General features: G+C 44.9%; 15 protein-coding genes. All 15 read left to right on the top strand.

What is annotated here, in order from left to right; translation table 11 throughout:
- Positions 1-4: 4 nt before the first annotated feature.
- The 15 genes from R3E32_20180 to R3E32_20250 all read left to right on the top strand — a co-directional run bounded on the left by R3E32_20180 (position 5) and on the right by R3E32_20250 (position 17,409).
- Complete coding sequence (locus tag R3E32_20180; GenBank protein MEZ4887059.1) at positions 5-1,834, top strand: hypothetical protein; 1,830 nt, start codon at positions 5-7, stop codon at positions 1,832-1,834.
- On the top strand, positions 1,813-3,726 hold the full coding sequence (locus tag R3E32_20185) for a cytochrome c3 family protein (protein ID MEZ4887060.1): 1,914 nt from the start codon (positions 1,813-1,815) through the stop codon (positions 3,724-3,726). The genes R3E32_20180 and R3E32_20185 overlap by 22 nt, the downstream gene beginning before the upstream one ends.
- 81 nt (positions 3,727-3,807) lie before the next feature.
- The gene (locus R3E32_20190; GenBank protein ID MEZ4887061.1) at positions 3,808-9,174 is read left to right on the top strand and encodes a cytochrome c3 family protein; all 5,367 of its coding nucleotides are present in this window, start codon (positions 3,808-3,810) and stop codon (positions 9,172-9,174) included.
- Positions 9,175-10,248: a cytochrome c3 family protein gene (locus tag R3E32_20195; protein MEZ4887062.1), complete on the top strand. Its 1,074-nt coding sequence runs from the start codon at positions 9,175-9,177 to the stop codon at positions 10,246-10,248.
- Complete coding sequence (locus tag R3E32_20200; protein ID MEZ4887063.1) at positions 10,193-11,206, top strand: cytochrome c3 family protein; 1,014 nt, start codon at positions 10,193-10,195, stop codon at positions 11,204-11,206. The genes R3E32_20195 and R3E32_20200 overlap by 56 nt, the downstream gene beginning before the upstream one ends.
- Positions 11,207-11,234: 28 nt before the next feature.
- Entirely contained in the window at positions 11,235-11,609 is a 375-nt protein-coding gene (locus tag R3E32_20205; protein ID MEZ4887064.1) for a hypothetical protein, read from the top strand.
- A gap of 27 nt (positions 11,610-11,636) precedes the next feature.
- Positions 11,637-11,759, top strand: coding sequence for a hypothetical protein (locus tag R3E32_20210; GenBank protein MEZ4887065.1), 123 nt, complete (start codon positions 11,637-11,639; stop codon positions 11,757-11,759).
- A 218-nt stretch (positions 11,760-11,977) separates the two neighbouring features.
- Positions 11,978-12,472: a hypothetical protein gene (locus R3E32_20215; protein MEZ4887066.1), complete on the top strand. Its 495-nt coding sequence runs from the start codon at positions 11,978-11,980 to the stop codon at positions 12,470-12,472.
- A 24-nt stretch (positions 12,473-12,496) separates the two neighbouring features.
- Positions 12,497-13,264, top strand: coding sequence for a hypothetical protein (locus tag R3E32_20220; GenBank protein MEZ4887067.1), 768 nt, complete (start codon positions 12,497-12,499; stop codon positions 13,262-13,264).
- Positions 13,239-13,484, top strand: coding sequence for a hypothetical protein (locus R3E32_20225; GenBank protein MEZ4887068.1), 246 nt, complete (start codon positions 13,239-13,241; stop codon positions 13,482-13,484). The genes R3E32_20220 and R3E32_20225 overlap by 26 nt, the downstream gene beginning before the upstream one ends.
- Entirely contained in the window at positions 13,432-13,926 is a 495-nt protein-coding gene (locus R3E32_20230) for a cytochrome c3 family protein (GenBank protein ID MEZ4887069.1), read from the top strand. The genes R3E32_20225 and R3E32_20230 overlap by 53 nt, the downstream gene beginning before the upstream one ends.
- Entirely contained in the window at positions 13,836-14,849 is a 1,014-nt protein-coding gene (locus R3E32_20235; GenBank protein ID MEZ4887070.1) for a cytochrome c3 family protein, read from the top strand. The genes R3E32_20230 and R3E32_20235 overlap by 91 nt, the downstream gene beginning before the upstream one ends.
- A 21-nt stretch (positions 14,850-14,870) precedes the next feature.
- Positions 14,871-15,089 carry a hypothetical protein gene (locus tag R3E32_20240; protein MEZ4887071.1) on the top strand — a complete coding sequence of 73 codons (219 nt, stop codon included), beginning with the start codon at positions 14,871-14,873 and terminating at the stop codon, positions 15,087-15,089.
- A gap of 36 nt (positions 15,090-15,125) precedes the next feature.
- Positions 15,126-15,737, top strand: a complete 612-nt coding sequence (locus tag R3E32_20245) for a cytochrome c3 family protein (protein ID MEZ4887072.1) — start codon at positions 15,126-15,128, stop codon at positions 15,735-15,737.
- Between the two features lie 43 nt (positions 15,738-15,780).
- The gene (locus tag R3E32_20250) at positions 15,781-17,409 is read left to right on the top strand and encodes a hypothetical protein (GenBank protein MEZ4887073.1); all 1,629 of its coding nucleotides are present in this window, start codon (positions 15,781-15,783) and stop codon (positions 17,407-17,409) included.
- Position 17,410 lies beyond the last annotated feature (1 nt).

The raw sequence follows: 17,410 nt of genomic DNA on the forward strand, positions 1-17,410 counted from the left end.
TCATTTGACAAGGCATTTCTTACATATCACCCTCTTGTTGCTTTCCGCAAACTTAGCTTTTGCCCAGCTATCGCCAGGCGATTTGGCGCAAGGTCATGCCGAATTGGAGGGAATTACGAACTGTACGAAATGCCATGATTTGGGCAAATCCGTTTCGAGTGCAAAGTGTTTGGATTGCCATTCAGAGATTCAAAGTTTGATAGACCAACGAAAAGGCTATCATGCGAGCAGAGAGGTGAAATCCAAAGAATGTTTTGACTGTCATAGCGATCACCACGGTAGAAAGTTTGACATGGTTCGCTTCGATGAGGATAACTTCAATCACGACCTAACGGGCTACGAATTGGAGGGGCAACACGGAGTGATAGATTGTCGGGCTTGCCATACGCCAGATTACATTAAAGATAGAGAGATTAGACAGCGAAAAGATACTTTTCTCGGATTGAGTCAGGAATGTTTGGCTTGTCACGACGATTATCATCAAGGCACTTTGCCAAACGATTGTCGGTCTTGCCATGACATTGAAGCCTTTAGACCTGCGCCAAAGTTTGACCACAACGATGCGGATTATAAATTGAAGGGCAAACATATTGAAGTAGAGTGTAAAGAATGTCATCCGATTGCGACCAGAAACGGGGTGGAATTTCAAAAATTCACAGACATTCCCTTCAATGATTGCATTGCTTGTCACGATGACCCGCACGATGATAGAATTGAAGGAAAATGCAGTCAGTGCCATACCGAAAAGTCTTTTTCCATTTTCACAGGCACAAAGACCTTCAATCACAATACGACTGATTTTAGGCTGAAAGGTAGCCATCAATCGGTGGATTGCTTCAGTTGCCACGAAAATAAAAACGACCCAAAACTGATTTTTGCAGATAGAGAAGGAGTCACCGAAAATCAATGTGCAGTCTGTCACGAGGATGTGCATGAGGGAAAATTCGGAAACGACTGTGCCAAATGCCACGATGAATCCAGTTTTTTGTCGCTCAATATGAATTCTTTTGACCACAACCAAACCGACTATCCTCTTGAAGGAAAACACATTGGAGTGGATTGTAAGCAGTGTCATACGGGGCGGTATTCGGTAGCCATTGATTTTTCAGCCTGTAAAAACTGCCACGATGACTATCATAGAGGCGAATTTGCAGCAGAAAACCATGTGTCGCCTGATTGTGTGGACTGTCATTCATTGGAGCGGGGATTTGATTATAGTTTATACACCATCGAACGACACCAAGAAAGCTCGTTTCCGCTTGAAGGAGCGCACCTTGCAACGCCTTGTTTTGCGTGTCATGTCAGCGAGGAGGACAATAGGTGGAGATTTAGAGAGATTGGTTCGACCTGTGTGGATTGCCACCAAGACATTCACGAAGGCTATATCGGTGAAGAATATTATCCCGAAAACGATTGTGCGGTTTGCCACATCAACGATACTTGGGCAAGCGTTGATTTTGACCATAGCCTCACAGACTGGGCATTGGAGGGCAAACACATTGAAGTAGATTGTCGGGATTGTCATTTCAAAATGGCAGAAATAGAAGGTGAATTTGTCCAATCCTTCAATGACTTGAACAACGACTGTATCCAATGCCATGAGAATGTACACGATACGCAGTTTGAAATTGAAGGAGTGACGGACTGCAAAAGGTGCCATGATTCAGAGAGTTGGTTTCCTACGCTCTTCAATCACGATGAAACGGCGTTTGCCCTTGAAGGAAAACATGCCGAAATAGACTGCAAAGAATGTCACAAACCCATAGTAGTCAGTGGTGAAACCATCATTGAATACAAAATAGAAAAATTTGAGTGTATAGACTGTCATCAATAATAGGATTTGTACTGGTTTTCGTCCAAGTATTGGCTCAATCTCCTCACGGAGATTCGTTTCAGGTGAACTGTGCAACTTGTCATACACCTTCAACTTGGGCCATCAACATCGACACCTTCCAATTTGACCACGACACCACCAGTTTTGCATTGGAGGGCGTTCACCTTGTTATTGACTGCAAAACTTGCCATACTTCCTTGGTTTTTGACGAAGCTCCTTCCCAATGTATTGATTGCCATCAGGACATACACAGCATGTCTGTTGGAAACGATTGTGCCAGATGTCATACCGCTCAAAATTGGTTGGTTGACAACATTCCCGAAATACACGAAGAAAATGGATTCCCACTGATGGGCGCACACGGCAATCTAAGCTGTGTCGACTGTCATTTATCCGAGACCAATTTGAGGTTTGACCGAGTCGGCAATGACTGTATCAGTTGCCATCAGGAGGATTATGCCAATACAATAAGTCCCAACCATATCACTTCAAATTTTTCTACCAATTGCAGCGACTGTCACAATCCGCTTTACAACGGCTGGGAAACTGACAATATAGGCAGCCACGACTTTTTCCCACTTACCAAAGGACATGATATTCAAGATTGTACGCAATGCCACAACCCCAATGATTATTCAGACATTACATCGGATTGTGTGAGTTGTCATACAACGGATTATGAAAACACTGCAAACCCCAATCACCAAGCAGCCAATCTATCAACAGACTGTGTCAGTTGTCATACCACTGATTTGAATTGGCAACCTGCTTCCTATTTGGCGCATGACGAACAGCACTTTCCGATTTATTCGGGTACTCACAAAGGAGAATGGATGGACTGTATAGACTGCCACCTCAATCCAAGTGATTACAGTGAATTTACCTGTACGACTTGTCACGCCAATCCCGAAACAGACAATGTTCACAATGGAATAGGAGGATATTTGTATGTCGACAATGCTTGTTTGGCTTGTCACCCCAACGGAGATGCAGACATTGCAGTAGATCACGATGCCAACTTTTTCCCTATTTATTCGGGTACACATGAAGGGGAATGGAGCGCATGTATCGACTGCCATACCAATCCCAACAACTTTGCAGAATTCACCTGCGTCACTTGCCACGCCAATCCCGAAACAAACAATCAACATACAGGAATAACAGGCTATTCGTATGAAAGCAATGCCTGCCTTGCTTGCCATCCTACAGGAGATTCAGACGATACATTTGACCATGATTTGACCAATTTCCCCTTGACGGGCGAACACATTGGAGTCGACTGTTTGAAATGTCATGCAGACGGTTTTGCAGGTACTTCAACGGCTTGTGTGGATTGTCACCAAACCGATTTCAATGCTTCTGTCAATCCAAACCATATGGCATTAAACATTCCTACTGATTGCATCGCTTGCCACACCACTGAAGCCGATTGGAAACCCGCAAGTTTTGACATTCACAACAACTATCACCCTTTGAATGGTGCTCATGCTGCAATCGCCAATGACTGCGCTGTTTGCCACAATGGAGATTACAACAATACACCAAATACCTGTTTTGGTTGCCATCAATCAGATTACAACACTGCAACACCGAACCACAGTGCTTCGGGGTTTCCAACGGACTGCTTGCAGTGTCACAATGAATCAGCATGGGAACCCGCTACTTTCGACCACGATGATCAATATTTTCCGATTTATTCGGGCGAACATAAAAATGAATGGGATGCGTGTATAGACTGCCATACCAATCCAAATGACTATTCTGCGTTCAGTTGTATTAACTGCCACAAACACAGTAACAAAAACGAAGTAGATAAAGACCACGATGAGGAGAATAACTATCAATACATCAGCACAGAATGTTATAGGTGTCACCCTGATGGAAGAGAATAAGAATAAGCATATTTTTTCAAAAAAATAGACAGATATAGTATATTTTAATACCAAATCGGCAAAAATAGAGTGCATAGACTTGTGTTCATAATATGTATTGTATTTGGATTTGTCCAAATATATGCTCAATCTCCTCACGGTGAATCGTTTAAGGTGGACTGTGCGACTTGTCATAATCCCTCTACCTGGGCTATCAACATCGATACCTTCCGATTTGACCATGATACTACCCGTTTTGTCTTACAAGGCGTTCACCTCACTGTCGACTGCAAAACCTGCCATACCACACTTATTTTTGACGAAGCTCCCACCCAATGTATTGATTGCCATACGGATGTTCACAATATGTCAGGCGGCAATGATTGTGCAAGGTGTCACACCTCTCAAAATTGGCTGGTCGACAACATTCCCGAAATACATGAAGAAAATGGATTTCCTTTGATGGGAGCGCATGGCGGTCTAAGCTGCGTTGACTGCCATTCATCCGAAACCAATTTGAGATTTGGCAGAATCGGCAATGACTGTATCAGTTGCCATTTGGAAGACTATCTCAATACTACTGAACCCAACCATAAGGAAGTAGATTTTTCTACCAACTGCATTGATTGCCACAATCCTTTACAAAACGGCTGGGAAACAGACATTATCAGCAACCACAACTTTTTCCCGCTTACTCTCGCCCATGACATTCAAGACTGTAAACAATGCCATTTAACTGATAATTTTTCGGACACATCCCCTGATTGTGTGAGTTGCCACCAATTAGACTTCAATAAAACCGCTAATCCCAACCATACTGAACTGAATATCCCTACAGACTGTGCGAGTTGTCACACCACCGATTTGGAGTGGAAACCTGCAAGTTTTGACATCCATAACGAATACTACCCCTTGAATGGTGCTCATGCCGCCATCGCCAATGAATGTGCCACTTGCCATAACGGAGACTACAACAACACCCCCAATACCTGTGTCGGTTGTCACCAAACGGATTTTGACAATACCACCAATCCCAACCACAGTCAAGCAGGTTTTTCAACCGATTGTGCTTCTTGCCACAATGAAGAAAATTGGACATCTGCCACTTTCGACCATGACAGCCAATCGTTTCCGATTTATTCTGGGGCGCACGAAGGCGAATGGAGTGCGTGTATAGACTGTCACACCGACCCGAACAACTACTCAGAATTTACCTGTGTTACCTGTCATGCTAATCCCGAAACAGATAACCAGCATATAAATGTAGGAGGCTATACTTATGAAAGCACGGCTTGTTTGGCGTGTCACCCAGCAGGAGATGCAGATACAGCTTTTGACCACGACAATACTGATTTCCCACTAACAGGAGAACACATTGGAGTAGCTTGTTTAGACTGTCATACCAATGGTTTTGAAGGTACTTCAATGGTTTGTGCGAATTGCCATAAGATAGATTATTCCAATGCAGCCAACCCAAACCATATAAATTTAGACATTCCTGTTGATTGCAATGCTTGTCACACAACGGAAGCAGACTGGATGCCTGCAACTTTTGATATACATTACAAATACCATCCTTTACTCGGTGCACATGCTGCAATCGCCAACGAGTGTGCGACTTGCCACAACGGCGATTACAACAACACCCCCAATACATGTGTCGGTTGCCACCAAACCGACTTCGACAACACCACCAATCCCAACCACAACCAAGCAGGTTTCTCGACAGACTGCGCTTCTTGTCACAGCGAAAACACTTGGCAGCCAGCCACTTTCGACCATGACAGCCAATACTTCCCGATTTATTCAGGCGCACACGATGGCGAATGGAGTGAATGTATAGAATGTCATACAAATCCAAATGACTATGCAGATTTTACCTGTACCACTTGTCATACCAACGTTGAAACAGCCAACCAACACGTAGCGGTAGGAGGTTATATTTACAAAAGTACCGCTTGTTTGGCTTGCCATCCGACAGGGGATGCAAATGAATCATTTAACCACGACAACACCAATTTCCCATTGACGGGTGAACACATTGGAGTGGCTTGTTTGGACTGTCATGCAGATGGATTTGCAGGAACTTCCACGGCTTGTGTGGATTGTCACCAAATGGATTTTGATGGGGCAACGAATCCGAACCACACCGAGTTGAACCTTCCAACCGATTGTGTTTCATGTCATACGACAGATGCCGATTGGAAACCAGCAAGCTTTGACATCCACAACGAATACTATCCATTAAATGGCGCACATGCTGCAATTGCCAATGACTGTGCGACTTGTCACAATGGAGATTACAACAACACCCCCAATACCTGTGTGGGTTGTCATCAAACGGATTTTGACAACACGACCAATCCGAACCACAGTCAAGTAGGGTTTTCAACCGATTGCGCTTCGTGTCACAATGAACAGAACTGGTCAGAGGCAAACTTCGACCACGACAATCAATACTTCCCGATTTATTCTGGGGAACATGATGGGGAATGGTCGGATTGTGTGGATTGCCACACCAACCCCAATAATTTTGCAGAATTTACCTGCACAACTTGCCACACGAACCCCGAAACGGACAACGAACACACAGGCGTGGGAGGTTACACTTACGAAAGTACAGCCTGTTTGGCGTGTCACCCGACAGGGGATTCCGACACGGCATTTGACCACGACAACACGAATTTTCCATTGACGGGTGAACACATTGGAGTGGCTTGTTTGGATTGTCATGCAGATGGATTTGCAGGAACTTCCACGGCATGTGTGGATTGTCACCAAATGGACTTCAATGGTTCGGTAAATCCCAACCACACCGAGTTGAACCTTCCAACCGATTGTGTTTCATGTCATACGACAGATGCCGATTGGAAACCCGCAAGCTTTGACATCCACAACGAATACTATCCATTAAATGGCGCACATGCTGCAATCGCCAACGAGTGTACGACTTGCCACAACGGCGATTACAACAACACCCCCAATACCTGTGTAGGTTGCCATCAAACAGATTTTGACAACACGACCAATCCGAACCACAGTCAAGTAGGGTTTTCAACAGATTGTGCAACATGTCACAATGAAAACAGCTGGGGAACAGGTAATTTTGACCACGACAACACGAATTTCCCATTGGCGGGTGAACACATTGGCGTGGCGTGTTTGGACTGTCATGCAGATGGATTTGCAGGAACTTCCACGGCATGTGTGGATTGTCACCAAATGGACTTCAATGGTTCGGTAAATCCCAACCACACCGAGTTGAACCTTCCAACCGATTGTGTTTCATGTCATACGACAGATGCCGATTGGAAACCCGCAAGTTTTGACATTCACAACGAATACTATCCATTAAATGGCGCACATGCTGCAATTGCCAATGACTGTGCGACTTGTCACAATGTAGATTACAACAACACCCCCAATACCTGTGTGGGTTGTCATCAAACGGATTTTGACAACACGACCAATCCGAACCACAGTCAAGTAGGGTTTTCAACCGATTGCGCTTCGTGTCACAATGAACAGAACTGGTCAGAGGCAAACTTCGACCACGACAATCAATACTTCCCGATTTATTCTGGGGAACATGATGGGGAATGGTCGGATTGTGTGGACTGCCACACCAACCCCAATAATTTTGCAGAATTTACCTGCACAACTTGCCACACGAACCCCGAAACGGACAACGAACACACAGGCGTGGGAGGTTACACTTACGAAAGTACAGCCTGTTTGGCGTGTCACCCGACAGGGGATTCCGATACGGCATTTGACCACGACAACACGAATTTCCCATTGACGGGTGAACACATTGGAGTGGCTTGTTTGGATTGTCATGCGGATGGATTTGCAGGGACTTCAACGGCATGTGTGGATTGTCACCAAATGGACTTCAATGGTTCGGTGAATCCAAACCACACCGAGTTGAACCTTCCAACCGATTGTGTTTCATGTCATACGACAGATGCCAATTGGAAACCCGCAAGTTTTGACATTCACAACGAATACTATCCATTAAATGGCGCACATGCTGCAATTGCCAATGACTGTGCGACTTGTCACAATGGAGATTACAACAACACCCCCAATACCTGTGTGGGTTGTCATCAAACAGATTTTGACAACACGACCAATCCGAACCACAGTCAGGTAGGATTTTCAACAGATTGTGCAACATGTCACAATGAAAATAGTTGGGGAACAGGTAATTTTGACCACTACAACACGAATTTTCCATTGACGGGTGAACATATTGGAGTGGCTTGTTTGGACTGTCATGCAGATGGATTTGCAGGAACTTCCACGGCATGTGTGGATTGTCACCAAATGGACTTCAATGGTTCGGTGAATCCAAACCACACCGAGTTGAACCTTCCAACCGATTGTGCGACTTGCCACACCACCGAAGCAGACTGGAAGCCAGCAAGCTTTGACATCCACAACGAATACTATCCATTAAATGGCGTACATGCTGCAATTGCCAATGACTGTGCGACTTGTCACAATGGAGATTACAACAACACCCCCAATACCTGTGTAGGTTGCCATCAAACGGATTTTGACAACACGACCAATCCGAACCACAGTCAAGTAGGGTTTTCAACCGATTGCGCTTCGTGTCACAATGAACAGAACTGGTCAGAGGCAAACTTCGACCACGACAATCAATACTTCCCGATTTATTCTGGGGAACATGATGGGGAATGGTCGGATTGTGTGGACTGCCACACGAACCCGAACAACTTTGCAGAGTTTACCTGCACGACCTGTCACGCCAATCCCGAAACGAACAACGAACACAATGGAGTGAATGGGTATGTGTATGAAAGCACGGCTTGTTTGGCTTGCCATCCAACGGATTCCGATACGGCATTTGACCACGACAACACGAATTTTCCATTGACGGGTGAACATATTGGAGTGGCTTGTTTGGACTGTCATGCAGATGGATTTGCAGGAACTTCCACGGCATGTGTGGATTGTCACCAAATGGACTTCAATGGTTCGGTGAATCCAAACCACACCGAGTTGAACCTTCCAACCGATTGTGCGACTTGCCACACCACCGAAGCAGACTGGAAGCCAGCAAGCTTTGACATCCACAACGAATACTATCCATTAAATGGCGCACATGCTGCAATTGCCAATGACTGTGCGACTTGTCACAATGGAGATTACAACAACACCCCCAATACCTGTGTAGGTTGCCATCAAACGGATTTTGACAACACGACCAATCCGAACCACAGTCAGGTAGGATTTTCAACCGATTGCGCTTCGTGTCACAATGAAAAGAACTGGTCAGAGGCAAACTTCGACCACGACAATCAATACTTCCCGATTTATTCGGGCGAACATGATGGGGAATGGTCGGATTGTGTGGACTGCCACACGAACCCCAATAATTTTGCAGAGTTTACCTGCACGACCTGTCAACACAAACGAACAACGAACACAATGGAGTGAATGGGTAATGAAAGCACGGCTTGTTTGGCTTGCCATCCGACAGGGGATGCAAATGAATCATTTAACCACGACAACACGAATTTCCCATTGACGGGTGAACACATTGGAGTGGCTTGTTTGGACTGTCAATGTGTGGATTGTCACCAAATGGACTTTGATGGTTCGGCAACGAATCCGAACCACACCGAAACCTTGGCGGGTGAACACATTGTGGCCAACCGATTGTGTTTCATGTCATACACAGATGCCGATTGGAAACCCGCAAGTTTTGACATTCACAACGAATACTATCCATTAAATGGCGCGCATGCTGCAATCGCCAACGAGTGTAACTTGCCACAACGGCGATTACAACAACACCCCCAATACCTGTGTGGGTTGTGTCAAACAGATTTTGACAACACGACCAATCCGAACCACAGTCAAGTAGGGTTTTCAACAGATTGTGCAACATGTCACAATGAAAACAGCTGGGGAACAGGTAATTTTGACCACGACAACACGAATTTCCCATTGACGGGTGAACACATTGGAGTGGCTTGTTTGGATTGTCATGCAGATGGATTTGCAGGAACTTCCACGGCATGTGTGGATTGTCACCAAATGGATTTTGATGGTTCAACGAATCCGAACCACACCGAGTTGAACCTTCCAACCGATTGTGTTTCATGTCATACGACAGATGCCGATTGGAAACCCGCAAGTTTTGACATTCACAACGAATACTATCCATTAAATGGCGCACATGCTGCAATTGCCAACGACTGTGCGACTTGTCACAACGGAGATTACAACAACACCCCCAATACCTGTGTAGGTTGCCATCAAACAGATTTTGACAACACGACCAATCCGAACCACAGTCAAGTAGGGTTTTCAACAGATTGTGCTTCGTGTCACAATGAACAGAACTGGTCAGAGCGCAAACTGAACGACAATCAATACTTCCCGATTTATTCTGGGGAACATGATGGGGAATGGTCGGATTGTGTGGATTGCCACACGAACCCCAATAATTTTGCAGATTCCCGAAACGAACAACGAACACAATGGAGTGAATGGGTATGTGTATGAAAGCACGGCTTGTTTGGCTTGCCATCCAACGGGTGATTCCGATACGGCATTTGACCACGACAACACGAATTTCCCATTGACGGGTGAACACATTGGCGTGGCGTGTTTGGATTGTCATGCAGATGGATTTGCAGGAACTTCCACGGCATGTGTGGATTGTCACCAAATGGACTTCAATGGTTCGGTAAATCCCAACCACACCGAGTTGAACCTTCCAACCGATTGTGTTTCATGTCATACGACAGATGCCGATTGGAAACCCGCAAGTTTTGACATTCACAACGAATACTATCCATTAAATGGCGCACATGCTGCAATTGCCAATGACTGTGCAACGTGCCACAATGGAGATTACAACAACACCCCCAATACCTGTGTAGGTTGTCATCAAACAGATTTTGACAACACGACCAATCCGAACCACAGTCAAGTAGGATTTTCAACCGATTGCGCTTCGTGTCACAATGAACAGAACTGGTCAGAGGCAAACTTCGACCACGACAATCAATACTTCCCGATTTATTCGGGCGAACATGATGGGGAATGGTCGGATTGTGTGGACTGCCACACGAACCCCAATAATTTTGCAGAGTTTACCTGTACGACCTGTCACGCCAATCCCGAAACGAACAACGAACACAATGGAGTGAATGGGTATGTGTATGAAAGCACGGCTTGTTTGGCTTGCCATCCGACAGGGGATTCAAATACGGCATTTGACCACGACAACACCAATTTCCCATTGACGGGTGAACACATTGGCGTGGCTTGTTTGGACTGTCATGCAGATGGATTTGCAGGAACTTCCACGGCATTGTGGATTGTCACCAAATGGATTTTGATGGAACAGAATCCGAACCACACATTGGGACTTTCAACGGATTGTGCGACTTGTCACACCACAGATGCAGATTGGATGCCAGCAAGTTTTGCAGTGCATGATGATTTTTATCCATGAATGGAGCGCATGCTGCAATTGCCAATGATTGTGCCACAACGGCGATTACAACAATACACCAAATACTTGTGTGGGTTGTCACCAAACAGATTTTGACAGCACCACCGATCCTGACCACTCGGCAGCAGGATTCTCAACGGATTGTGCGACATGTCACAATGAAACGGCCCTTCAGGTATTTGACCACGATAATTTGAATTTCCCGATTTATTCAGGCGAACACGATGGCGAGTGGTCGGACATGGATGGATTGCCACACCACCCCAATAATTTTGCAGAGTTTCACTTGACTTCTTGCCACACGAACCCAAACGGACAACAACATACAGGCGTGGGAACACTTCCAAATTGTGTTTGGCATGTCATACGACAGATGCCAATTGGAAACCGACGCAAGTTTTGACATTCACAACGAATACTAATCCATTAAATGGTGAACACATTGGCGTGGCTGTGCGACTGTCACAATGGAGATTACAACAACTTCCCCATACCTGTGGGTTGTCATCAAACAGATTTTGACAACACGACCAATCCGAACCACAGTCATTAGGATTTTCAACCGATTGCGCTTCGTGTCACAATGAAAAGATGCAGATTGGTCAGAGCAAACTTTTGCACCACGACAATCAATTTTATGTTTATTCAGGGGCGCATGCTGCTAATGGTCGGATTGTGTGGACTGCCACACGAACCCCAATAATTTTGCAAGTTTACCTGTGACCTTGTCACGCCAATCCCGAAACGACCAATCCGAACACAATGGAGTGAATGGGTATTTTCAAAGCACGGCTTGTTTGGCATGTCACAATGAAAATAGTTGATTCCGATACGGCATTTGACCACGACAACACGAATTTTCCATTGACGGGTGAACACATTGGCGTGGCTTGTTTGGACTGTCATGCAGATGGATTTGCAGGAACTTCCACGGCATGTGTGGATTGTCACCAAATGGATTTTGATGGAACAGTCAATCCGAACCACACGACATTGGGACTTTCAACGGATTGTGCGACTTGTCACACCACAGATGCAGATTGGATGCCAGCGAGTTTTGCAGTGCATGATGATTTTTATGCCTTGAATGGAGCGCATGCTGCAATTGCGAATGATTGTGCAACATGTCACAACGGCGATTACAACAATACACCAAATACTTGTGTGGGTTGTCACCAAACAGACTTTGACAGCACCACCGACCCTGACCACTCGGCAGCAGGATTCTCAACGGATTGTGCGACATGCCACAGTGAAACGGCTTAACCTTCCACATTTGACCACGATAATTTGTACTTCCCGATTTATTCAGGCGAACACGATGGCGAGTGGTCGGACTGTGTGGATTGCCACACCAACCCCAATAATTTTGCAGAGTTTACTTGTACTTCTTGCCACACGAACCCCGAAACGGACAACGAACATACAGGCGTGGGAGGTTACACTTACGAAAGTACAGCCTGTTTGGCGTGTCACCCGACAGGGGATTCCGACACGGCATTTGACCACGACAACACCAATTTCCCATTGACGGGTGAACACATTGGCGTGGCTTGTTTGGACTGTCATGCAGATGGATTTGCAGGAACTTCCACGGCATGTGTGGATTGTCACCAAATGGATTTTGATGGGGCAATGAATCCGAACCACACGACATTGGGACTTTCAACGGATTGTGCGACTTGTCATACCACAGATGCAGATTGGATGCCAGCGACTTTTGCAATACACGATGATTTTTATGTTTTGGCAGGGCGCATGCTGCTATCGCCAATGATTGTGTGGATTGCCACAATGGAGATGCCCAATACCTGTGTCGGTTGTCATCAAACAGATTTTGACAACACGACCAATCCGAACCACAGTCAGGTAGGATTTTCAACAGATTGTGCAACATGTCACAATGAAAATAGTTGGGGAACAGGTAATTTTGACCACGACAACACGAATTTTCCATTGACGGGTGAACACATTGGAGTGGCTTGTTTGGACTTGTCATGCAGATGGATTTGCAGGAACTTCCACGGCATGTGTGGATTGTCACCAAATGGATTTTGATGGAACAGTCAATCCGAACCACACGACATTGGGACTTTCAACGGATTGTGCGACTTGTCACACCACAGATGCAGATTGGATGCCAGCGAGTTTTGCAGTGCATGATGATTTTTATGCCTTGAATGGAGCGCATGCTGCAATTGCGAATGATTGTGCAACATGCCACAATGGGACTACAACAATACGCCCAATGTGTGGGTTGTCATCAAACGGATTATGATGGTGCCAATGATCCTGACCACTCGGCAGCAGGATTCTCAACGGATTGTGCGACATGCCACAGTGAAACGGCTTGGGACACATTTGACCACGATAATTTGTACTTCCCGATTTATTCAGGCGAACACGATGGCGAGTGGTCGGACTGTGTGGATTGCCACACCAACCCCAATAATTTTGCAGAGTTTACTTGTACTTCTTGCCACACGAACCCCGAAACGGACAACGAACATACAGGCGTGGGAGGTTACACTTACGAAAGTACAGCCTGTTTGGCGTGTCACCCGACAGGGGATTCCGACACGGCATTTGACCACGACAACACCAATTTCCCATTGACGAACACATTGGCGTGGCGTGTTTGGACTGTCATGCAGATGGATTTGCAGGAACTTCCACGGCATGTGTGGATTGTCACCAAATGGATTTTGATGGGGCAATGAATCCGAACCACACGACATTGGGACTTTCAACGGATTGTGCGACTTGTCATACCACAGATGCAGATTGGATGCCAGCGACTTTTGCAATACACGATGATTTTTATGCCTTGAATGGAGCGCATGCTGCAATTGCGAATGATTGTGCAACATGTCACAACGGCGATTACAACAATACACCAAATACTTGTGTGGGTTGTCACCAAACAGACTTTGACAGCACCACCGACCCTGACCACTCGGCAGCAGGATTCTCAACGGATTGTGCGACATGCCACAGTGAAACGGCTTCAAGCACATTTGACCACGATAATTTGTACTTCCCGATTTATTCAGGCGAACACGATGGCGAGTGGTCGGACTGTGTGGATTGCCACACCAACCCCAATAATTTTGCAGAGTTTACTTGTACTTCTTGCCACACGAACCCCGAAACGGACATTGCCACACGAACCCCGAAACGACAACGAACATACAGGCGTGGGATTACCACGAAAGTACAGCCTGTTTGGCGTGTCACCCGACAAGTTCCGACATTTGACCACGACAACACCAATTTCCCATTGGCGGGTGAACACATTGGCGTGGCGTGTTTGGACTGTCATGCAGATGGATTTGCAGGAACTTCCACGGCATGTGTGGATTGTCACCAAATGGATTTTGATGGGGCAATGAATCCGAACCACACGACATTGGGACTTTCAACGGATTGTGCGACTTGTCATACCACAGATGCAGATTGGATGCCAGCGACTTTTGCAATTGATTTTTATGCCTTGAATGGGCGACAATTGCGAATGATTGTGCAACATGTCACAACGATATTACAACAATACACCAAATTTGTGACCAAACAGACTTTGACAGCACCACACCCTGACCACTCGGCAGCAGGATTCTCAACGGATTGTGCGACATGCCAGTGAAACGGCAGGAGCCTTCCACATTTGACCACGATAATTTGTACTTCCCGATTTATTCAGGCGAACACGATGGCGAGTGGTCGGACTGTGCATTGCCACACCAACCCCAATAATTTTGCAGAGTTTACTTGTACTTCTTGCCACACGAACCCCGAAACGGACAACGAACATACAGGCGTGGGAGGTTACAATTACAGCCTGTTTGGCGTGTCACCCGACAGGGGATTCCGACACGGCATTTGACCACGACAACACCAATTTTCCCATTAACACATTGGCGTGGCGTGTTTGGACTGTCATGCAGATGGATTTGCAGGAACTTCCACGGCATGTGTGGATTGTCACCAAATGGATTTTGATGGGGCAATGAATCCGAACCACACGACATTGGGACTTTCAACGGATTGTGCGACTTGTCATACCACAGATGCAGATTGGATGCCAGCGAGTTTTGCAGTACACGATGATTTTTATGCCTTGAATGGAGCGCATGCGGTGATTGCCAACGATTGTGTGGATTGCCACAATGGAGACTACAACAATACGCCCAATACTTGTGTGGGTTGTCATCAGGCGGATTATGATGGTGCGAATGATCCTGACCACTCGGCAGCAGGATTTCCTACCAATTGTACGGATTGTCATAGTCAAACGGCATGGGAACCAGCAACTTTTAACCATGATGCACAATATTTCCCTATCTATTCAGGTGAGCATGAAGATGAGTGGGATGCCTGTGTGGATTGTCACACGAACCCTAGCAATTATGCGATATTCAGTTGTTTGGGTTGTCATTTGCCGAACCAAACGAACAATGATCATGATGAGGTCAATGGATATCAGTATCAAAGCAATGCTTGTTTGGCTTGCCATCCTGATGGAGATGATTAGGAAAATGGGCTGTCTTTAGCAGTCAAATTTAAAACACAACACAATGAAATTCAAGATATTTGTTACATTATTGGTTTCGTTCTTATCTTTGGGATTAATGGCTCAGGATAAGGCGGAACAATTATCGGGTAAAGTTTCTTTTGTTACCTCCAACAGTATTTATGTCAAATTTAAAGATACACAACAAATTGCAGTGGGGGATACGCTGCAATTATTGAAGAATGGAGCGAATATGCCGTGTTTACTTGTCAAACAAAAGTCTTCTACTTCATGTGTTTGTGAGCCTGTGAATGAATGTGAGGTGAGCAAAGAAGATGCGGTTGTGTTTAATTATTTTTTGAAGGTAGAGACGGTGAAAGAAGTGGAGGAAGAAGTTGCTATTGCAGATATTGAAGAACAGGAAGCTCCTATTGAAGAAGTGCCGAGTGACAAAAAAACACTTTTTGAAGAAAAAATTAGGGGGCGGATTTCGGCGGCAAGTTATAGCAATATTTCTCCAACGAGTGAAAATAGGCATCGAATGATGTACCGTTTTTCTTTGAACGCAGCTAATATCAACAATTCAAAGTTTTCATTGGAGTCTTATATAAATTACCGCCAAAATTTTCTGCCGCAAGGAGATGTGAGTGGTCGTCAGACAAAGTTTTTTAGGGTGTATAATTTGGCTGTTCGATATGATATGAATCCTACCACGTCTTTGACGATTGGAAGGAAAATCAACAGCAATGCTTCTTCGATTGGTGCGATAGATGGATTGCAGGTGGAAAAACATTTTGGAAATTATTATGCGGGAATTCTTGCAGGTTTTCGCCCTGACATATTTGATTATGGCTTGAATACAAACCTTTTGCAGTATGGAGCGTATTTTGGGAATCAAATAAACAACCAAAATATCAGGGCAAAGACGACCTTGGGTTTTTTTGAACAAAGAAATGGAGGAGGAATAGATAGGCGATATGCTTACCTTCAACATTCGAGTACGATTCATCAGAAACTCAATTTGTTTGGTTCTTTTGAAGCGGATTTGTATCAAAGTATCAATGGTCAGGCAGTTCAAAATATTCGATTGAGTAATTTGTATGTATCTGCTCGGTATAGATTTAGTCGAAAATTTGATGTGAATCTTTCTTATGATGCCCGAAAGCGGATATTGTACTACGAAACCTTCAAAACCGAAATTGAGCAAATGCTTGAAGATGATATTTCACGCCAAGGGATTCGATTGAGGGCAAATGTGAAGCCATTGAAGTACATCAATTTAGGAGCTAGTTACAGCATGAGGTTTCAAAGCGATCAACAAAATAAGTCCAATAATATCAATGGTTTTATGAGTTTGTCTAGAGTTCCTTCTATTGGAGGTAGGTTGTCTGTCAACTTCAATAACAACCAGTCTAATTATCTGAATAGCAATATTTTGTCATTCAGGTACTCTTGCGCTTTGATAAAGAAAAAATTAGATGGAGATTTTTATGTTAGAACTGCTCAATACAATTATTTGAACAGCGAGCTTACGAGTACTCAGCAATATTATGGCGCAAATTTGTCTTATCGGTTGAGCAAGAAATTAACTTTCAGTATTTTGGGCGAGTTGGCTTCCTCTACTTCAAGAGATAATTATAGGGTGAATGCCAAGATTGTAAAAAGATTTGATAGCAAAAAAAAGAAACAATAAA

The sequence above is a fragment of the Chitinophagales bacterium genome, assembly GCA_041392475.1.
Taxonomy (GTDB): domain Bacteria; phylum Bacteroidota; class Bacteroidia; order Chitinophagales; family UBA2359; genus JAUHXA01.